We start from the raw sequence: 19,832 nt of genomic DNA, 5'->3' as shown, positions 1-19,832 counted from the left end.
CCGGCTTTCCAGCCGGCCTGCCAGTCCGCCTCGCCGCTCGGCTGCGCGGCCAGCATCACGAGCGTGTGCGCGCCGACTTCGACTTCGGCCGTGGCGAGCCGCCGCGGCGCGTCGTCCGGGGCCGCCGTGTCCAACAGCACGTGCCATTCCAGATGCGGGGCGGGCGGAACGAACTGCCGCGGCTCCTCGTGCGCGTTGAGCATCAGTAACAATACTTCCGTTTCGCCATTCAGGCCCGGACCCGCGCGGCGCAACGTGAACGCGCGGCCTTCCGGGTCTTCCCAGGCTTCGATCGTGAGCGGGTCGCCGTGCTCGTCGAACCAGCCGACGTCGAACAGGCCCGGCAGCACCTCGCGGTCACCGAACAGAAAACGCGTTTCGCGCAGCAGCGGATGGCGCTTGCGCAACGCGACCATGCGCGCAACGAACTCGGTCATGCGCCGGCCTTCCGGCGAATCCGCGAGCGGCCAGTCGAGCCACGATATTTCGTTGTCCTGGCAATACGCGTTGTTGTTGCCGAACTGCGTGCGCAGTGCCTCGTCGCCGGCCAGCAGCATCGGCGTGCCGAGCGCGACCAGCAGCGTCGCGATCAGCGAACGCGACACACGCCGGCGCGTGGCGAGAATCGCGGGGTCGTCGCTCGGGCCTTCCACGCCCCAATTGCGGCTGCAATTCTCGTTGTGGCCGTCGTTGTTGTCTTCCTGATTCGCCTCGTTGTGCTTCTGCTCGTAAGCGGTGACATCGGCCAACGTAAAGCCGTCGTGTGACGTGATGAAGTTGATCGACGCCCACGGTTTGCGGTGCCGCCGGTTGAACAGATCGGCCGAGCCCGTCAGGCGCGCGGCGAGATCGGGCCGCAGGCCCGCGTCGCCGCGCCAGAAGCGCCGCACGGTGTCGCGAAAACGATCGTTCCATTCGCTGAAACCGGGCGGATGATTGCCGAGCTGATAGCCGCCGGGGCCGATGTCCCACGGCTCGGAAATCAGCTTGCGCTGCGACAGGAGCGGGTCCTGGCGCAATGCGTCGAAGAGGCCCGAGCCCGGATCGAAGCCGTGGCTCTCGCGCCCGAGCGTCACGCCGAGATCGAAGCGAAAGCCGTCGATGTTGAACGCGCTCGACCAGTAGCGCAGCGAATCCATCACCATCTGCAGCACGCGCGGATGCGCGAGGTTCAGCGTGTTGCCGCAGCCGGTGTCGTTGATGTGGTGGCGCTCGTCGCCGGGAATCAGCCGGTAGTAGCTCGCGTTGTCGAGCCCGCGCCACGAGATCGTCGGTCCCATTTCGTTGCTTTCGCAGGTGTGGTTGTAGACCACGTCGAGCATCACCTCGATGCCGGCCGCGTGCAACTGCCGCACCGCGATGCGCATTTCGTTGAGCCGGTGCGAACTCAGATACGACGGCTCCGGCGCGAAGAACGCGGCGGTGTTGTAGCCCCAGTAGTTGCGCAGCCCGCGCTCGACCAGAAAACGGTCGTTCAGAAACGCATGCACGGGCAGCAGTTCGACCGCTGTCACGCCGAGCTTCAGCAGATGCTCGATGAACTCGGGCGAGGCCAGCGCGGCGAAGGTGCCGCGTTCGTGCTGGCGCAGGTTGGCGCGCAGCATCGAGGTGCCGCGCAGGTGCGTTTCGTAGATCACGGTGTCGCCCCACGGCACGTCCGGGCGCCGGTCGTGCGAGGCGTCGAATGCCTCGTCGATCACGACGCACTTCGGCATCGCGGGCGCCGAGTCGCGCCGGTCGATCGACAGGTCCGCGCGATTCGAATGCATGCGAAAGCCGAACAGGGCATCGGACCAGCGGAATTGCCCGACGAGCTTGCGCGCATACGGATCGAGCAGCAGCTTGTGCGGATTGAAGCGATGCCCGTATTGCGGCTGATACGGCCCGTGCGCGCGAAAGCCGTACGCGGTGCCCGGATGCGCGTTCGGCAGATAGCCGTGCCAGATTTCGTCGGTGCATTCGGGCAGCGCGAAGCGGCGTATCTCCTTGCGGCCGGTGGGATCGAACAGACAAAGCTCGATTTTCTGCGCGTTCGCGGAGAACACCGCGAAATTCACGCCGAGGCCGTCCCAACTCGCTCCGAGCGGATACGGCGCGCCGGGCAGCAGCCGGTCGGGCATGGCATGCGACATGGTTCCCCTTTCCTGTTCTGACTTATGAGCGCGAAGCCCGGGTTTTCATGCCACGGGCGCGTGGCGCATGTTCCGGCGAGTTTCCTGCGAGTCCTCGCGAACCGCGCGCCCGTGGTGCGGCAGCTTCGTCAATCCGCGCGCAATACGATCGTCGCGAGCGGCGGCAGCGTCAGCGCGGCCGAGTACGGGCGGCCGTGGCTCGGCACATGGTCGACGTGAATCCGGCCGCCGTTGCCCATGTTCGAGCCGCCGTACACGCTCGCGTCGGTGTTCAGCACTTCGCTCCAGTGTCCGCCGCGCGGCATGCCGAGCCGATAGCCGAGACGCGGTACCGGCGTCATGTTGCACAGCACGACGCACTCCGCGCCCGCGCCGTCGGTGCGGCGATACGCGAACACGCTGTTCGCGCTGTCGTCGCCGATCAGCCATTCGAAGCCGCCCGGTTCGCTGTCGAGCCGATGCAGCGCGGACTCGTCGCGGTACAGGCGGTTCAGATCGCGCACCAGCAGCTGCACGCCGTGATGCAGCGTATCGTCGAGCAGATGCCAGTGCGGCGAGCCGTCGTGATCGAACTCGGCCATCTGGCCGAATTCGCCGCCCATGAACAGCAGCTTCTTGCCCGGATGCGTCCACATGAAACCGAAATACGCGCGCAGATTCGCGAAACGCTGCCAGCGGTCGCCGGGCATCTTGCCGAGCAGCGAGCCCTTGCCGTGCACCACCTCGTCGTGCGAGAGCGGCAGCACGAAGCGCTCCGAATATGCGTACACCATGCCGAACGTCATGTCGTGATGATGGTATTGGCGATACACCGGGTCTTCGTGCAGGTAGTGCAGCGTGTCGTGCATCCAGCCCATGTTCCACTTGAAGTCGAAGCCGAGGCCACCGTCGTCGAGGCGCGCGGTCACGCCGGGCCAGGCGGTCGATTCCTCGGCGATCGTGATCGCGCCGGGCACGCCCGGCACGTAGCGGACTTCGTGATTGAGGCGCTTGAGGAACGCGATCGATTCGAGATTCTCGCGGCCGCCGTAGAGGTTCGGCACCCACTCGCCGGCCGCGCGCGAATAGTCGCGATAGAGCATCGAGGCCACCGCGTCGACGCGCAGGCCGTCGACGTGATAGCGCTTGAGCCACGCGAGACCCGAGGCGATCAGGAACGCGCTGACCTCGTTGCGGCCGAGGTTGTAGATCATCGTGTTCCAGTCCTGGTGGTAGCCCTCGCGCGGATCGGCATGCTCGTAGAGCGGCGTGCCGTCGAAGTCGACGAGACCGTGCGCGTCGTTCGGAAAATGCGCGGGCACCCAGTCGAGAAGCACGCCGAGCCCGGCTTCGTGTGCGCGATCGACGAAGCGCGCGAACTGCTCGGGCCTGCCGAAGCGCGCGGACGGCGCGAACTGCCCGAGCGGCTGATAACCCCACGAGCCGCCGAACGGATGCTCGGCAATCGGCATGAACTCGAGGTGCGTAAAGCCCATGCTCGTCACGTAGGGAATCAGCCGCTCGGCGAGTTCGTCCCAGTCGAGGCCGCGCTGGCCTTGTTCGGCGATGCGCAGCCACGATTCGGCGTGCACTTCGTAGATCGTGAGCGGCGCGCTCGCGGTCTGCCGGTCGGCGCGGGCTTGAAGCCAGTCGTGGTCGGTCCACGGAAACTGCTCGACCTCGTCGACGTACGCGACGACCGATGCCGTGCCCGGCGGTCTTTCGGTCTGCATCGCGCAGGGGTCGGCCTTCAGCGGCAGCGGATGACCGTCGCGCGACAGCAGTTCGTACTTGTAGCGCGCGCCCGGCCCCACGCGCGGCACGAACAGTTCCCACACGCCGGCTTGATGGCGTAGCCGCATCGGATGACGGCGCCCGTCCCATGCGTTGAAGTCGCCGACCACCGACACGCGCCGCGCGTTCGGCGCCCACACCGCGAAGCGCACGCCGGGCACGCCGTCCATGTCGATCGGCCGCGCGCCGAGACAGTCGAGCACCGCATACGGATCGCCGCGCGCGAGACGTTCGAGTGGTTCGTCGCCGAGCACGGGACCGAACGAGTAGGTGTCCTCGACTTCCTGCACGACGCCATGCCAGTCGATCCGCAAGCGGTACGGTTGCGCGGACGCGACGCGGCCCGCGAACAATCCCCCGCGCAACGGTTCGAGTTCGCCGAGCGTCGCGCCGTCGGCGCGCGCAATCACGCTGACGTGTGCGGCGTTCGGCAGCAGCGCGCGCACGACCGGTCCGGCGTCCGTGCGATGCGGGCCGAGTTGCGAGAACGGATCGGGATGGCGCGCTTCGACGAGCGCGTCGATATCGACCGGTTGCAGGCCAGCGGCCGGATCATGCTCATTCATAGTCGCCCTCGGCCGGGTTAGGCGGCGCAGCGTCGCGCGGCGCCTCGCTGGATGGATTCGACGGATCGTGACCCGGCAGCGTGCCGGGGGTGCCGAGCAGGCGGTCCGCGAGCGCCGCGAGGCCGCGCACCGGCAGGCTGAGCCACGTCGGCCGGTTGGCCGCTTCGTAGCGGATCTCGTAGGCGGCCTTCTCGATCAGGAACAGGTCGAGCAGCGCCTGCTCGGATTCGGGCGCGACGAGCGATGTCGGCGCCTGTTCGACGATCGCGCGGTACTCGGCGAGGAACGTTTCCGTGGCTTGCACGCGGAAGCGTTCGAACAGCGCGCGCTTGCGGTCCGCGGTCTGTTGCGGCGCGCTCTCGGTGGTCGATTGCGCGGCCGCGCTCGCATACGACAACGAACGCATCAGACCGGCCACGTCGCGCAGCGGGCTCGATTTCTGCCGACGCTCTTCGAGCGAACGCGCGGGCTCGCCCTCGAAGTCGATCAGATACGCGTCGCCCTGCGCGACCAGCACCTGGCCCAGATGGAAGTCGCCGTGAATGCGGATGCGCAACGCGCCCGCCGCGCCGGACACGAGCCCGCCGACCGCCGCGACGAGCCGCTTGCGCCGGTCGAGCAGGCTTTGCGCGAGCGCTTTGGTGTCGGCATCGAGCAGGTCGGCAATGCGCGGCGCGAGCAGATCGAGCGCGCTCGCGAGCATCGCCTGCGTTGCGTCGACCCATGCCTTGACGTGTTCGGCGCTGGCTGGTTCCGGCGCGAATGCGGGGTCGTCGGTCGGGCTCGCGAGCGCGACGTGCAGCTCGCCGAGCCGTTTGCCGATGATGCCGGCGAGTTCGCCGTAACCGTCCAGCAGGATCGCCTCGTTGTCGCGATCGGGCGCGGTTTGCGTATCGGTGTCGATCGCGATCGCGAGTTCGTCGACCGAGCGGCGCAGATAATCGAGCGACCAGTTCCACGCGTCGCCCTGATTGTCGATATAGCCTTGCAGGATCGCGAGCGTATGCGGCACGCCCTCGGGATCGACGCGCACCACTTCGCCATACAGCGGCGCCGTGTTCGCATAACCGAGCTGCGTCAGATAGCGGCTGATTTCCGCTTCCGGATGAATGCCGCTGACGAGCCGGCGCACGAGCTTCAGCACGGCGGCATCGGCGACGATCAGCGAGCTGTTGCTCTGCTCGGCCGCGAGCCAGCGAATCTCGGGCCGCTCGCCGAGAGCGTCGAGTTCGGCGAAGCGCCCGGTCGGCAGGAATTGGATCTCGCTCTTCTGCACGGTCGGCACGACCGCGCGTTCGCGCAGCTTGCGCAGCACGTTGTGCGCGAAGATCGGCAGCGAGAACGCGTCGGTCAGATAGCCGACGTTGCGGCCGCGCCGCACGCGCGCGAGCGCCAGTTGCAGGAACAGCGGCGTGGTGGTTTCGCCGCCCCACGTCAGCGCGATCGGCACCACATAGCGCTCGGTATGAGCGCCGACGTCCACCTCGATTTCGGTGAACGCGAAGCCGCCGTTCGGAATCGTGGTCAACGCGGCGAGCCGCACCGCGTGCATCTTCTGATCCTTGGAGGCGAACCAGCGGCGCCGGCTCAGCCATGACGGCAACACTTCCGATTCGAGCAGGCGCACGTTCTCGGGCGTCGGGCCGGTTTGCCCTTCGCGGATCACGATCGTGACGAACTCGGGCAGCGGCTCGGAATGCGCCTGCGCCCACGTCGGACGCTGGCTGCCCTCGCAGAGCAGGAACCACAGGAAGCCGTACGGCGGGAACGTCAGCAGATAGGTGAGCTGGCCGATCGCGGGGAACACCGAATCGGCGGTCATTTCGATCGGCACGGTGCCGTTGAATTCGGACAGGTCGAGTTCGACCGCCTGCGGCGCGCGCGAGAGATTGGCGACACACAGGATCGGCGGCTCGCCCGGCATCTCGCGCAGATACGCGAGAATCTTGCGGTTCTCCGGCTTCAGGAAGCGGATCGTGCCGCGCCCGAAGGTCTGCTTTGCGCGCCGCGTCGCGAGCATGCGGCGCGTCCAGTTCAGCAGCGAATGCGGGTCGCGGCTTTGCGCTTCGACGTTGACCGCGTCGAAGCCGTAGAGCGAACCCATGACGGGCGGCAGCACCAGCTGCTCGGGGTCGGCGCGCGAGAAGCCGCCGTTGCGGTCCGACGACCATTGCATCGGCGTGCGCACGCCGTCGCGGTCGCCGAGATGGATGTTGTCGCCCATGCCGAGTTCGTCGCCGTAATAGATGACCGGCGTGCCCGGCATCGACAGCAGCAGCGAATTGATGAGCTCGATGCGGCGGCGGTCGCGCTCCATCAGCGGCGCGAGGCGGCGGCGAATGCCGAGATTGAGGCGCGCGCGGCGATCGCTCGCATAGGTGTTCCACAGATAATCGCGCTCGGAATCGGTGACCATTTCTAGCGTGAGTTCGTCGTGATTGCGCAGGAAGATCGCCCACTGGTTCGATTCGGCGAGGTCCGGCGTCTGCTTCATGATGTCGGTGATCGGAAAGCGGTCCTCGCTCGCAATCGACATGTAGATGCGCGGCATTAGCGGAAAGTGGAACGCCATATGGCATTCGTCTTCGTTGCCGAAGTACTCCTTCACGTCTTCGGGCCACTGGTTTGCTTCGGCGAGCAGCATCCGGTTCGGGTATTCGGCGTCGATGGTCGCGCGAATCTTCTTGAGGATCGCATGCGTTTCCGGCAGGTTCTCGTTGTTGGTGCCTTCGCGTTCGACGAGGTACGGCACCGCGTCGAGCCGCAGCCCGTCGATGCCCATGTCGAGCCAGAAGCGCATCACCTGCAGCACTTCCTTCATGACCGCCGGGTTGTCGAAGTTCAGGTCGGGCTGGTGCGAATAGAAGCGATGCCAGAAATACGCGCCCGCGACCGGATCGTGGGTCCAGTTCGACGGCTCCGAGTCGATGAAGATGATGCGCGTATCGAGGTACTTCTGATCGGTATCGGACCACACGTAGTAGTTGCGATAGTTCGAGCCGGCCTTCGCGCGGCGCGCGCGCTGGAACCACGGGTGCTGGTCGGACGTATGGTTGATGACCAGCTCGGTAATCACGCGGATGCCGCGTGCGTGCGCTTCCTGAATAAAGTGCCGCACGTCGGAGAGGTGCCCGTAGTCGGGATGCACGTTGCGGTAATCGGCGATGTCGTAGCCGTCGTCGCGGCGCGGCGACGGATAGAACGGCAGCAGCCAGATCGCGTTGACGCCGAGTTCGGCGATGTAGTCGAGCTTGGCGATGAGGCCGGGGAAATCGCCGACGCCGTCGTTGTTCGCATCGAAGAACGACTTGATGTGCACCTGGTAGATGATCGCGTCCTTGTACCAGAGCGGATCGTCGCTCAGCGTGGCCGGCTTGCCGCGCCGGCGTGCATGGGGGTGCGCCTTGGCGCTGCCGGCGGCCGCGGCCGTCTGTGCCTCGTGCGCGGTTTGGGCGGGATCGTCACGCTTCATGTTCCACCTTCCATCCAGGTTGGGTTGCCAGCGTCTGCGTGAGATGCGCTGTCCGGATCGGGGTCGGTCTCCTGCGGACGCTCGGCGGGCAGGCCGCCGAGCGGTGCGATGCGCCAGATCGAGAACGGCTGCCCCGAGCGGAGCCGCACGTGCTGCCAGCGTCCGTGCCATTCGAAGCGCGCGCCGCTCATCTGGTCGGTGACGTCGAGCGCGCCGTGATCGTGCAGATGCCAGCGCTGGAACGTGTCCCACGACAACTCGACATCGGCGCCCTGTTCGTTGAACGGATCGAGATTGATTGCGACGACGATCACGTTGTCGCGTGCCTCGGTGGCCTTCTCGAAGAACAGGATGTGGTCGTTGTGCGCGGTGAGGAACGTGAGGCCGAGATGCGATTGCAGCGCCGGATTGGCGCGGCGAATCCGGTTCAATGCCGTGATCTCGCCGACGATGTTGCCGGGCCGCTGCCAGTCCCATGCGCGCAACTGATACTTTTCGGAATCCAGATATTCTTCGCTGTTCGGCAACGCGGCGGCTTCGCACAGTTCGAAGCCGCTATACACGCCCCACAAGCCGGCCAGCGTCGCGGCGAGCGCCGCGCGAATCAGAAAGCCCGTGCGTCCCTGCGCCTGCAGATGGCGCGGGTTGATGTCGGGCGTGTTGACGAAGAAGTTCGGCCGGTAGAAATCGCGCGCGCCCGTTTGCGTGAGTTCGGTCATGTACTCGATGAAATCGCGCTTCGACTCGCGCCACGTGAAGTACGTGTACGACTGCGAGAAGCCGATCTTGCCGAGCCGGTTCATCATGCGCGGCCGCGTGAACGCTTCGGCGAGAAAGATCGCGTCGGGGTAGCGCGCGCGCACGTCGCCGATCATCCACTCCCAGAACGGCAGCGGCTTCGTGTGCGGATTGTCGACGCGGAAGATGCGCACGCCCGCCTCGATCCAGAACAGGATCACGTCGCGCAGCGCGAGCCACAGGCCGGGCTTCGCGTCGCGCGCATAGAAGTCGGGATTGACGATGTCCTGATACTTCTTCGGCGGATTCTCGGCATAGCGCAGCGTGCCGTCGGGACGCCACGCGAACCATGTCGGATGCTCCTTCAGCCAGGGGTGATCGGGCGAGCATTGAATCGCGAAGTCGAGTGCGATTTCGAGGCCGTGCCCGTGCGCGGCGGCGAGCATCGTCTTGAAGTCGTCGAGCGTGCCGAGCTGCGGATGCACGGCGGTGTGGCCGCCTTCGGCCGCACCGATCGCATACGGACTGCCCACATCGCCGGGCTGCGCGGTCAGCGTGTTGTTGCGGCCCTTGCGGTTCGCAAGCCCGATCGGATGGATCGGCGGGAAGTACAGCACGTCGAAGCCCATCTCGCGGATGCGCGGCAGTTTCGCCGTGACGTCGGCGAAGGTGCCGTGGCGCGCTTCGTCGTCGCTCATCGAACGCGGGAAGATTTCGTACCAGCTTGCGAAGCGCGCGGCGGTGCGTTCCGCGTCGATCCTGTAGATCACCGGGTCGCGGCTCAGGAACGGACGATGGCGCGCGGCCGTCATCGCCTGCGCGGTGGCCGGCGCCAGGATCAGCGCGAGCTTCTGTTCGGCGCCGGCCTTCGTGAAGTCGCGCACGATCCGCTCGAGCGCTTGCTTCTGCGCGCCGTCGGCTGTTTCGACTTCGGCGAGCACGAGCGCGAACAGATGCGCGGCTTCGTCGATTTCGATCTCGACGGTCTGCCCCGCCTTCAGCTTCTTCTCGATGTGCTCGACGAGCGAGGCGAAGTCGTCGCGCCAGGCGATCACGGTGAACTCGTAGCGGCCGATCCGTTCGAGCGGAATGCGTGCGCTCCACAAGTCGAGCCCGGCCGGCGGCGCGGGCGACATGAGCGTTTCGTGCCACGCGGTTTCGTCGGAGGCGCGCCAGAGCACGGCGGCCGCGATCTTGTCGTGACCCTCGGCGAAAATTGCCGCGCCGATCTCGGCGCGCTCGCCGACGCTGCGCTTCGCCGCGAAGCGGCCCTGCTCGACCGACGGCGAGACGCTTTCGATCGCGACGCGCGGCGCGTCGATTGCTTCGAGCACGGTCTTGTGGCCGCTGTGCTGGCTGTTCGGTTTGTCGATCGGCGGCGCGAGACAGATCGGCTGCTCGGCGAACGCGCGCCAGAGCCGCACGGCGCCAGGCGCGAGCGCGAACGGTGCGAGCGCCGCGGGTTGACTCTCCTGTTGCGCCTCGGTATGCGCAGCGGGAGCGTCGACAGGTGGTGCAACAGGTGGTGCGAAAAGCGGCGCAAAGCGCGTGAAGCCGCCCGGCACGCCCGCGAGGAAGCGCGCGGGATCGACGCGCAGCGGCGCGCCGAGTTCGGGATTGACGACGATCAGCATGGCCTCGCTCGCATCACGCAGATCGGCCTGCTCGGCGCGCAGCAGCACCGCAGCCGGCGCGTCGGGCCCGGAGAGCGGGCGCAATTCACCGTTCGCGTGCAGCACGGGCGTATGGCGCGCGATGTCGTTGGCCTGCGTGATCGCGGCTGTCAGGTCGAAGCGCCGCGCCTGCGCCGCGAGCGCGAACTGTGCGGCATCGCCCCGTGTTTGCGACAACGGTTCGGTAAGGCCGTACTCGAAGCCCATCGGCATCATCCAGCCGCTGCCGATCGCTACTGACGTGAACAGCGCGCGCCGGTACGCGCGCTCGACGAGCGCGGCGTCGTGCGCGTCGCCGAATTCGGCGGCGAGGCGCGTGCCGTACGGCGCTTCGGGAAACGCGATCGGCGTGCCGATCCGCGCGAGCGCCGCGTGTTCCTCGGCCATCCAGCTTGCCCGAAAGTCCCACCAGCGCACCGAGGAAAACACGCTGTCGAAGCCGGCTGGTTCGAGCGCGGGCAGATCGCCGCGCGCGAGGCCCGGCGTCGCGGCGAGAAAGCGCACGTGCGTATGCTTCGCGCGCACCGCCTCGCCGAGATGCCGCCATACGCCGGCCGGCACGCGATGCGGCGAGTCGCAACGGAAGCCGGCGACGCCGGCATCGGCGAGCGCGAGCAACTGCTGCGTCCACCAGACGGTTAGCGCGGCGCTCGTCGCCGGGTCGTCGAAGTTCGCGTAGGCGACGTTGTCCTCACGATGCGCGTGACGCGGATCGAGCCGCGCTTCAGCGGATTCGCGCGCTTGGAACCACTCCGGATGGTCGGCGTAAAGCGCGCCGTCGGCGGCCATGCGGTCGATCACGAGATCGACGAGCAACGCGAGGCCGTTGCGGCGCGCGGCATCGGCGAGCCAGCGCAGCGCGTCGTGAGCCGGCTGCTTCGCCTCGAACACCGGATGCAGCCGCGCATGATTGCCGACCACTTGCCCATGACCGGCCTGGCCGGGCTCGAACAGGCCGCCGATCAACGCATGATCGAAGCCCAGCGCGGCCGCGTGAGCGAACTGCGCGGGCCAGGCATCGAGCGGCCCGACGAGAAGCGAATGGAAAAAATAAATCCGTGGCGCGTACCCGTTTGGAGATTCCATCGGTCGTTTCCAGAGTTGTCCTGCTGCGGTGTGGATGCAATGGCATGCGATCACAGCGCTCATCGGGCTTCCCGGGCGGATACCACGCAGGCGTCAGCGAGGGCGCGTACTGGTCAAATGTAGTGCATAGATCGTCACGCCGCTGGCCAGTCGCGGGTGTTTCGACGCCAGATGCCGGTTGCACGAGGCTGCTCAGCACTCGTGGCGGAAGGGAGCAAGCGTTGTGCCAATGAGGGCCTCGCGAGGACGAGGCAGAGGACGGGGCAGCGGCGGGGGCGAGTGTCGAGGGGAGGTGCGCGGGAGTCCGCACGGGACTGCGCGCAAGCCGGTCGCGTGCGATGAAGTGCGCATGGCATGCGTAGCGCGCCGGCTGCCAGCGTGTAAAACGGGCGGGTGCCGTGCGGGTTTTACACGCAGCGGATCAATGCTTCGGCGCGTGCTGCAAAAAGCGGAGTGTTCGGACTGTGTGGCACGCATGTGGCGTTCGCATGAAGTTCATGCGAACGCCACATGCAAACCCATGCAGACCGTCTCACGAACCGAGCAGGCCTGCCGCGATGTTCACGCACAAGCCCAGCACGGCGACGTTGAAATAGAACGACAGGATCGATTGCGCGAGCGTGGCCCGGCGAATCGAACGCGAGCGCAGCACCACGTCGGAGGTTTGCGACGCGACCGCGATCGTGAACGAGTAGTACAGGAAGTCCCAGTAGTTCGGCGTGAGCTTGTGATCGGGAAACAGCAGCGCGGTTTCGTGTGCGTCGGTGTCGTAGTAGAGCCGCGCGTAGTGCAGCGTGAAGATCGTCGGAATCAGAAACCATGCGCCGAACATCGTCAGACCCGTCAGCAGATAGTGCCAGGCGGTCGAGGCGCCCGCCGTGCCCTTCGCCGAGGCGAGTTCGAGCACGATCGCGGCAATGCTCGCGACCGTCGCGAGGCAGATCACGAACAGCACGACGCCCGCGTTTTCGTCGTCGCTCAACGCGCGTTCGCGCACGCGGTTCTCGTCGGCGAGGGCCATGTGCAGCCAGATCATCAGCAGGTAGCTCCAGACGGCCGCGTCCCAACCGATCAACGCGCGCGCCATCGAACTCGTATGCGCGGGCACGAGAAGCGCAACGACGATGCCGATGAAAAGACCGATGACCGTGCGCGGACGATTGCGAAGAACCTGCGGATAGTATTTCATGAACATGTGGTCGGGATGAATGACGGTTGCTGTCGCGAATTTTACTCGCGCGGCGCAGATCATTTGTCGAATCGGCGGATCACAGGCTATAGTCTTTCGCAGTGGCCTTGCACGCCGCTTTCAGTTGAAAGGCGATTGGCAGACACCGCCACGCGGTTGCCGTCGCGATATCGCATGCAGCGCGGCGCGCAAGATGCTGCATGCGGTGCGTGCGAACGTCACGCGCAAACACGAGACCGCTCGAGCGGCGCAAAGACCAGGTTTGGGGAAGAGAGCAACTGAAGCAGCACGCGAGCGGCACCCTGCCATTGCCTCGCTGCTCGTTGAGAATGACTCATCATCTGGAGCCCCCAATGACAGATGCTGCTGAGAATAACGATGCGCACCGCGACGTGACGCCTCGGCCTCGCGCACCATCGTATCGCAACGTGATACATCCGCCGGGCGGGCCAGGGCCGTCGTCGGCTGGACGCCGGACCTGGGTGCTCGGCTCGTGCACGGCGGCTGCGGCGCTCGCGTTTGCGGGCGCGAACCGCTCGCTGTCGTGGATCGCCCCCGCTTTCGCCGATGCCGCCAGTGCCGCCGCTGCGCCTTCCGCCGGCGGCGGGCTCGATGCCTTCCTCGCGCTCTCGCGGCACCTCACGGGCCGCAGCGGCTTCGATGCCGTGCTCGGCCAACGCGTCTACGACGCACTCGCCCAATCCGACAACCAGTTCGCGCAGAACGTCGCCGCGCTCAATACGTGGCTGCAGGCTCATGGCGGCGTGCCGTCCGATACCGTGACGCAGGTGTTGCAAAGCGACCAGCCCGCGCTCGCGAAGTCGGTCGGCGCGATCATGCGCGCGTGGTATCTCGGTCTCGTCGGCGAGATGCCGCATGTCGAGGTGGTCGCCTATGAAAAGGCGCTGATGTTCGAGCCGGTCAAGGACGTGCTCACGATTCCGTCCTATTGCCGCGACGTGCCGTTCTACTGGACGCAGAAGCCGGCGTCCGCCTGAGCGGCGTTGCGCGCGCGGAGCAAGGAAAAAAGCGAAGAAAAGCGCGGCAGAAAGGGCGCTGAAGAGGGCAACGATGGCAAACACACATTCCGCCGATATCGTCGTAGTCGGCTCGGGCGTCGCCGGCAGTCTGGTCGCGCATCAACTCGCGCTCGCCGGTGCCTCGGTGATTCTGCTCGAAGCCGGGCCGCGCATTCCGCGCTGGCAGATCGTCGAGAACTTCCGCAATTCGCCGGCCAAGTCCGACTTCGCGACGCCGTATCCGTCGACGCCTTATGCGCCGCATCCGGAGTACTCGCCCGCGAACGGCTATCTGATCCAGAAGGGCGATTATCCGTACAACTCACAATATGTGCGGCTGGTCGGCGGCACCACGTGGCACTGGGCAGCCGCCGCGTGGCGGCTGCTGCCCTCGGACTTCCAGTTGCACAAGCGCTATGGCGTCGGGCGCGACTGGCCGTATCCGTACGAAACGCTCGAACCGTGGTACGTGGCGGCCGAAGTGCAGCTCGGCGTGTCCGGGCCCGACAGTTCGATCGATCTCGGTTCGCCGCGCTCGAAGCCGTATCCGATGCAGCAGTTGCCGCTCTCGTACATGGACCAGCGCTTCAGCGACGTGCTCAACGCGCAGGGCTTCAAGGTCGTGCCCGAACCGGTCGCGCGCAACAGCCGCCCCTACGATGCGCGGCCGACCTGCTGCGGCAACAACAACTGCATGCCGATCTGTCCGATCGCGGCGATGTACAACGGCGTGATCCACGCGGAAAAGGCCGAGCAGGCCGGCGCGAAACTGATTCCCGAGGCGGTCGCGTATCGCGTCGAGGCGGACGACAAAGGGCTCATCACCGCGGTCCACTACAAGGACCCGAACGGCAACAGCACGCGCGTGACGGGCAAGCTGTTCGTGCTCGCGGCGAACGGCATCGAAACGCCGAAGCTGATGCTGATGTCGAGCTCCGATAAATTCGCGCACGGCATCGGCAACAGCTCTGACCAGGTGGGCCGCAACCTCATGGATCACCCCGGCACCGGGGTCACGTTCCTCGCCAACGAACCCTTGTGGCCCGGCCGCGGACCGATGGAGATGACCTCGATCGTCAACTTCCGCGATGGCGCGTTCCGTTCCGACTACGCGTCGAAGAAGCTGCATCTGTCGAACGGCGTGCCGACCATGAGCGTGACCGCCGACCTGCTGAAAAAAGGCCTGACCGGCGCGGAGCTCGACCGGCAGATTCGCGACCGCGCCGCGCGCACGCTCAACATCAACAGCTTTCACGAGCATCTGCCGGAGCCGCAGAACCGCATCGTGCCGTCGGCCGATCACAAGGACGCGCTCGGCATTCCGCAGCCCGAGATCTACTACTCGATCAACGACTACGTGAAGAAGAGCGCGGCCAACACGCACGAACTCTATGCGCGGATCGCGGCGCTGTTCGGCGGCACCGAAATCTCGTTCGACGATACCTTCGCGCCGAACAATCACATCATGGGTACGACGATCATGGGCAGCGATCCGGCGACTTCGGTCGTCGACGCGGACTGCCGCACGCACGATCATCCGAATCTGTTCATTGCCAGCAGCGGCGTGATGCCCACCGCGGCCTCGGTGAACTGCACGCTGACGATCGCGGCCTTGTCGCTGAAGCTGGCCGACAAACTCAAGCGCGAAATCTGAGCCCCGACCGGAGAGCCACCATGCTGAAGAATCTCTCGCGCGCGCGGCCGGACCCAGCGCCCAGACATGCGGCGCGGCGCCGCCGCTTTGGCGCCGCGCTGGCGGTCGCGTTCGCGCTGTTCGCGCTGTCGATGGCGTGGCGCGAGGTGTCCGGCCCGGGCGAGCCATTGAGCGACGAATTGCCGATCACCCAGGCCCATGCCGACGACGCCATGCAGGCGTCCGATGCCGGGGCCGCCGTGCTCGCCGGCTCCGCCGCCAACGGCGATCTCGTCAAACGCGGCGAGTACCTGACGCGCGCCGCCGATTGCGCGGCCTGCCATACCGCGGACAAGTCGCGCCCGTTCGCGGGCGGCCTGCCGATCAGCACGCCGTTCGGCACGATCGTCACGCCGAACATCACGCCCGACCCCGACACCGGCATCGGCCAATGGAGCGACGCCGACTTCATGCGCGCGATGCACGAAGGCATCGGCAAGGGCGGCGAGCGGCTGTACCCGGCGTTTCCCTACACGGCCTATACGCGCGTGACCGATCAGGACGTGCTCGCGATTCGCGCGTACCTGAACACGCTCACGCCGATTCACTACACGCCGCCCGCCAACAGCCTCAAGTTCCCGTTCAACCAGCGCTGGCTCATGGTGTTCTGGAACCTGTTCAACTTCAACGAGGGCCGCTTCGTTCCCGATCCGAAGCAGAGCGCCGAATGGAATCGCGGCGCGTATCTCGTCGAAGGGCTCGCGCATTGCGAGGAGTGCCATACGCCGCGCAATTTCATGCAGGGGCTGCAGACGAGCGCGCGCTTCTCGGGCGCGGTGCAGGCGGGCTGGCACGCGTTCAACATCACGCCGGACAAGGTGAGCGGCGTGGGCGACTGGCACGACGACGAACTCGCCGCGTATCTGTCGACGGGTGCGGTGCCGGGCCGCGCGAATGCGGCTGGACCGATGGGCGAAGTGGTCGCGAACAGCACGCAGTATCTGACGCCGGTGGACCTGCGCTCGATCGTCGTCTATCTGCGCTCGTTGCCGGCCGTGAGCGGCGGCGAGACGCGCGGGCGCCACCAGTGGGGCACGCCCGCCGCCGACGTCACCGCGTTGCGCGGGGCGAAGATCACTGGCGCGAGCGGCGAGGTGAGCGGCGCGCAGCTGTTCATCGGCAATTGCGCGACCTGTCACAGCTGGACCGGCGAGGGCGTGGGCGCGAGCGCGCCGGGCGCGTATCCGTCGCTGATTCACAATTCGACGGTCGGCGCGAGCGACGCGAACAATCTCGCGCTGGTGATCCTGCACGGCGTGAGCCGCACCACGTCGCACGCGGACGTGCTGATGCCCGCGTTCGGCGGCCATCTCGACGACGAGCAGATCGCCGCCATCACGAACTACGTGACGAAGCAGTTCGGCAATCCGCAGGCGACCATGACGGCAGCCGGGGTCGCGAAGCTGCGCGCGCAGCAGTGACACGGCGAGACGATGGCGTTGCAATGACGCCGTGGCTGCGTGGTCGTGTCGAGGTCCACGGGCGAAGGTGCCGGGCCGATGCCGGTCTTGTATCGTTTTGTGACAATTTCGCGCGTTCGGACACAACGATACGATGGGCGCCGCGCATACGATACCGCGTCCGCCGCATTATCATGAACAGATGGATTCCACACCCGCCAACGTCGTTCAGCATCACGCAGCCAACGAGCTTGGCCGCGATTTCGTGGTCGGCGATTTGCATGGCTGCGTCGATGCGCTCCGTTATCTGCTGTGCCAGATCGCGTTCGATCCGGCGCGCGACCGGCTGTTTTCCGTCGGCGATCTCGTCGATCGCGGCGAGCATTCCGAGCAGGCGCTCGCACTGCTCGCGAAGCCGTGGTTCTTCGCCGTGCTCGGCAATCACGAGGACACGCTGTGCGCGGTCGCCGATGGCCGTTTGCGGCGGCAGTGGTGGTACGGCATCGGCGGCGCATGGGCCGCGGACGTGCCCGACGAGCGCCTGCGCCACTACGCGCAGCATCTGCGCACGCTGCCGCTCGCGCGCACGATCGGCAGCGGCAAGGACCGCTTCAACGTTCTGCATGCCGAATTTTTCGGCTCGGACGCCGATCTCGACGCGGGGAATTTCTCCGCCGAAAAGCGTCAGCAGTTGCTATGGGGGCGTGAGCTCGCGCTCGGCAACAGCGACCCGCTGCGGCAACGCGGCTTGTCGCTGACCTACTGCGGCCATACGCCGATGCGCGACATCACGCAGATCGGCTCGCAGGTGTTTATCGACACCGGCGCGTTCGGGCCCGACGGCAAGCTCACGATCGTGCAGCCGCTGGCGCTGCGGCGCTGGTCGATTTCGGTCGAGGAAGCGCGGGCCGATGGGGCGGCGGCGCTGGCACTGCCGTGAGCGTGTGCCGTCTTCCGCCGCACGGCGTTGCGTTTGCCGTGCGGCTTGCCGCTTGCTTCGGCCCGCGGTTCGTCGTTACCCCACCTGATTGAGCTCGAACACCATATCCACGCTCGTGCCGTTCCAGTTGTATTCCAGATACGCCGCGTGATGGCAGTCGCGCAGCAGCGTCGTGCGAAACGCGGCGAGGCATTCGCCCGCGCCGTCGCGCACCGACGGATAGGCGATGCCCGGCGCGCCCGCCTGCCGCACCGCCCGGCCGAGCGCCTGGCCGGCCAGGTAGTCGTGCGGCGAGAGCACGGCGGGATCGAGCGCGGCATCGTGGCGCAGATCGACGACCGTGCCTTGCGCGACCACGGTGTAGAGACGCATCTGCTGACGTAGCGGCGGTTCGGCGGTCGCGGCGAGGAATTTCCCCGTGTGATAGCGCGTTTCGGCGATCGCCGTCGCGCGCGAGCGGGCGCAGTAGAACACGCCGTAGGTGCCGTCCGAAAAGCGGCTGCCGAGCGGATTCAGATGCGTGAGCGCGGCCATGATCGGCCCGTAGCCGGGTCCGAAGCGGCGCTCCTCGCGCGGCACGAGATCGAGTTCGCCGACTTCGGTACGCAGACGGTCGTTGGTCATTGCTTCGAGCGCGTAGAGCGCGTCGAAATCTTCGGGGGAAGCAACCCGGTCGAACAGATTGACGGCCGGAAAGCGGGTTGGAATGACGCGATACGCGGGCGACCAGTCGAGCGCGGCGCTGGTCCAGCGGTCCTGCCAGTTCGCTTGTGTCACGCCCAGCCGCCTCGCATTGCGTCGAGATACTGGCGCACGGCCACGAGATCGCCGATATTGCCCGCCAGCATGCGGTCCAGCGCGCGCCGGCCGCCGAACGGCGGCGCGCTGTTGGGGCGCTTGATCCAGGTATCGGCGGCGCTCGGTTGCGGCAGCAGAATCTGCAATGCCTTGTAGATGCCGAGCAGAAGCGACAGGCGCTCCAGTGTGTCGCGCCCGAGGCGCGCCGTTTCGGGCGACGCCTTCCATTTGAAGAACGTCGAGCGGCCCGGCGAGCCGAGCAGGACGATCTGCTCGTCGGCGTTCAGGTCCCAGTCGCGCGCGATGTTGAAGAACGCGCGCAGCCCCGCAGCCGACATTTGCGTGAGCGTGGGTTCCGGGGCGGGCCGTCGTAACGGCGACTCGGGCGGAGTGAGGCGGGCAGCGTGAGCCATGATCGGGTGAGTCCCTATATGTACTTTGAATGAATATTAGTCCATAAATGGATTTTTGCAAGAGAATATAATCGCGGCTCGTTTTTGCAGTCGTCGATCAGGAGAAGCAGGAGATGCGGGTTCGAGCAGTAGCAGCGGCGCTGGCCGTGTGGTGTGTGTCGGAAGCGGCCATGGCGGCGGGTTATACGGAAACGTGGAATCCGCCCGAGGCGAGCGGGCATGTCGTCAGCGGACATGTCACGAAAGCGGTGCGGCAAAAGCCGGGTGGGGCGAAGGGTAAGGTGGCTGAGGCCAAGGCCGGTGGGAAGCGCGGCGGCGCGCATGGGAAGCAGGTGGCGAGCGTTCGGCACGGGGCGGCGCATGGCGCGGCGGGTGGCGGCGTTCACAGCAGCAAGCTCGCGGGGCATGGCGCTGGCGCGAAAAAGGTGGCGGCGAGCGGGGCTGCGAAGGGCGGCATGAAGTTGGCGGCCTTGGGTAGGGGCCGAGCGCATGCGGGCGTGAGCGCGCAGGCCGTGAAGCAGCGTACACAGCCACATGAGCAGCCACATGCGCAGCTTGCGCGTGCGAAATCGACACAGGGCAAGGTGATGCACGCGGACTTTGCGCCGGGGCATACGGTTCGCCCGCATGTCGCGAAGGTCGCGGCGAATCCGGTGGCGGCGAGCACGAATCCGGTCGCGCCGGCCGTGCAGACTGCGCCGGCCGCGTCCGTGAACGTTGGCGACATCGCGCCGATGGGCACTGCGCCTAATCCGGCGACCGCTCGCAGCGGCTCGTTGCCGCCGATTATTCACTGAGCGTTATTTCGGCGGGGACGTGTTGCGGCCGACGCGTTGTGCCGTCGCCCATCCGATCTGTTTGACGGCAAACGGGGCGTGTGCCGGGCGCGAAGCGCGTACTTGCGAACGCAGTGTTACCCCGTCGCTAACCCATTCGCCAA

At 66.6% G+C, this 19,832-nt stretch carries 12 protein-coding genes; 5 read left to right on the top strand and 7 right to left on the bottom strand.

What is annotated here, in order from left to right:
* The 5 genes from glgX to GXB81_RS25955 form a co-directional block, all read right to left on the bottom strand.
* The coding region (gene glgX / locus GXB81_RS25975) for a glycogen debranching protein GlgX (RefSeq protein WP_205990704.1) at nt 1-2,132 on the bottom strand (2,132 nt) is incomplete at its 3' end.
* Nucleotides 2,133-2,260: 128 nt separating this feature from the next.
* Nucleotides 2,261-4,471 (bottom strand): 1,4-alpha-glucan branching protein GlgB, encoded by a 2,211-nt coding sequence (gene glgB, locus GXB81_RS25970; protein WP_205990703.1) that lies wholly within the window; start codon nt 4,469-4,471, stop codon nt 2,261-2,263.
* Nucleotides 4,464-7,943, bottom strand: a complete 3,480-nt coding sequence (gene treS, locus GXB81_RS25965; RefSeq protein ID WP_205990702.1) for a maltose alpha-D-glucosyltransferase — start codon at nt 7,941-7,943, stop codon at nt 4,464-4,466. The genes glgB and treS overlap by 8 nt, the downstream gene beginning before the upstream one ends.
* A complete protein-coding gene (locus GXB81_RS25960; RefSeq protein WP_205990701.1) occupies nt 7,940-11,440 on the bottom strand; it encodes a maltotransferase domain-containing protein in 3,501 nt (1,166 codons plus the stop codon). Before GXB81_RS25960 ends, treS begins: the two co-directional genes overlap by 4 nt.
* A 532-nt stretch (nt 11,441-11,972) precedes the next feature.
* Complete coding sequence (locus GXB81_RS25955) at nt 11,973-12,635, bottom strand: DUF1345 domain-containing protein (protein ID WP_167039140.1); 663 nt, start codon at nt 12,633-12,635, stop codon at nt 11,973-11,975.
* Nucleotides 12,636-12,982: 347 nt separating this feature from the next.
* On the opposite strand from GXB81_RS25955, the gene GXB81_RS25950 reads away from it, so the two are divergent.
* From GXB81_RS25950 to GXB81_RS25935, 4 genes are all read left to right on the top strand, one after another.
* Nucleotides 12,983-13,627: a sugar dehydrogenase complex small subunit gene (locus GXB81_RS25950; protein WP_167283641.1), complete on the top strand. Its 645-nt coding sequence runs from the start codon at nt 12,983-12,985 to the stop codon at nt 13,625-13,627.
* Between the two features lie 73 nt (nt 13,628-13,700).
* Nucleotides 13,701-15,302, top strand: coding sequence for a GMC family oxidoreductase (locus GXB81_RS25945; RefSeq protein WP_167039144.1), 1,602 nt, complete (start codon nt 13,701-13,703; stop codon nt 15,300-15,302).
* 20 nt (nt 15,303-15,322) lie between these two features.
* Nucleotides 15,323-16,762 (top strand): cytochrome c, encoded by a 1,440-nt coding sequence (locus GXB81_RS25940; protein ID WP_167039146.1) that lies wholly within the window; start codon nt 15,323-15,325, stop codon nt 16,760-16,762.
* 181 nt (nt 16,763-16,943) lie between these two features.
* Nucleotides 16,944-17,681 carry a metallophosphoesterase gene (locus GXB81_RS25935; RefSeq protein WP_167283638.1) on the top strand — a complete coding sequence of 246 codons (738 nt, stop codon included), beginning with the start codon at nt 16,944-16,946 and terminating at the stop codon, nt 17,679-17,681.
* Nucleotides 17,682-17,756: 75 nt separating this feature from the next.
* Here the strand turns inward: GXB81_RS25935 and GXB81_RS25930 are convergent, their stop codons facing one another.
* The gene (locus tag GXB81_RS25930; protein ID WP_167039150.1) at nt 17,757-18,458 is read right to left on the bottom strand and encodes an RES family NAD+ phosphorylase; all 702 of its coding nucleotides are present in this window, start codon (nt 18,456-18,458) and stop codon (nt 17,757-17,759) included.
* Nucleotides 18,455-18,892 (bottom strand): MbcA/ParS/Xre antitoxin family protein, encoded by a 438-nt coding sequence (locus tag GXB81_RS25925; protein ID WP_205990700.1) that lies wholly within the window; start codon nt 18,890-18,892, stop codon nt 18,455-18,457. Before GXB81_RS25925 ends, GXB81_RS25930 begins: the two co-directional genes overlap by 4 nt.
* Before the next feature lie 113 nt (nt 18,893-19,005).
* Here GXB81_RS25925 and GXB81_RS25920 point away from each other — a divergent pair, with 113 nt between their 5' ends.
* Nucleotides 19,006-19,689 carry a hypothetical protein gene (locus tag GXB81_RS25920; RefSeq protein WP_205990699.1) on the top strand — a complete coding sequence of 228 codons (684 nt, stop codon included), beginning with the start codon at nt 19,006-19,008 and terminating at the stop codon, nt 19,687-19,689.
* Nucleotides 19,690-19,832: the final 143 nt, after the last annotated feature.

Source organism: Paraburkholderia sp. Ac-20336, assembly GCF_017105025.1.
Classification (GTDB): Bacteria; Pseudomonadota; Gammaproteobacteria; order Burkholderiales; family Burkholderiaceae; genus Paraburkholderia.
The sequence above is the reverse complement of the archived record's forward strand: the minus strand, read 5'-3'. Positions and strand labels throughout refer to the sequence as shown.

What these genes read in the sequence shown, in the direction of transcription:
- glgB (WP_205990703.1), bottom strand. Translation starts at nt 4,471, where the DNA reads ATGAATGAGCATGATCCGGCCGCTGGCCTGCAACCGGTCGATATCGAC.
- treS (WP_205990702.1), bottom strand. Translation starts at nt 7,943, where the DNA reads ATGAAGCGTGACGATCCCGCCCAAACCGCGCACGAGGCACAGACGGCC.
- GXB81_RS25960 (WP_205990701.1), bottom strand. Translation starts at nt 11,440, where the DNA reads ATGGAATCTCCAAACGGGTACGCGCCACGGATTTATTTTTTCCATTCG.
- GXB81_RS25955 (WP_167039140.1), bottom strand. Translation starts at nt 12,635, where the DNA reads ATGTTCATGAAATACTATCCGCAGGTTCTTCGCAATCGTCCGCGCACG.
- GXB81_RS25950 (WP_167283641.1), top strand. Translation starts at nt 12,983, where the DNA reads ATGACAGATGCTGCTGAGAATAACGATGCGCACCGCGACGTGACGCCT.
- GXB81_RS25945 (WP_167039144.1), top strand. Translation starts at nt 13,701, where the DNA reads ATGGCAAACACACATTCCGCCGATATCGTCGTAGTCGGCTCGGGCGTC.
- GXB81_RS25940 (WP_167039146.1), top strand. Translation starts at nt 15,323, where the DNA reads ATGCTGAAGAATCTCTCGCGCGCGCGGCCGGACCCAGCGCCCAGACAT.
- GXB81_RS25935 (WP_167283638.1), top strand. Translation starts at nt 16,944, where the DNA reads ATGGATTCCACACCCGCCAACGTCGTTCAGCATCACGCAGCCAACGAG.
- GXB81_RS25925 (WP_205990700.1), bottom strand. Translation starts at nt 18,892, where the DNA reads ATGGCTCACGCTGCCCGCCTCACTCCGCCCGAGTCGCCGTTACGACGG.
- GXB81_RS25920 (WP_205990699.1), top strand. Translation starts at nt 19,006, where the DNA reads ATGCGGGTTCGAGCAGTAGCAGCGGCGCTGGCCGTGTGGTGTGTGTCG.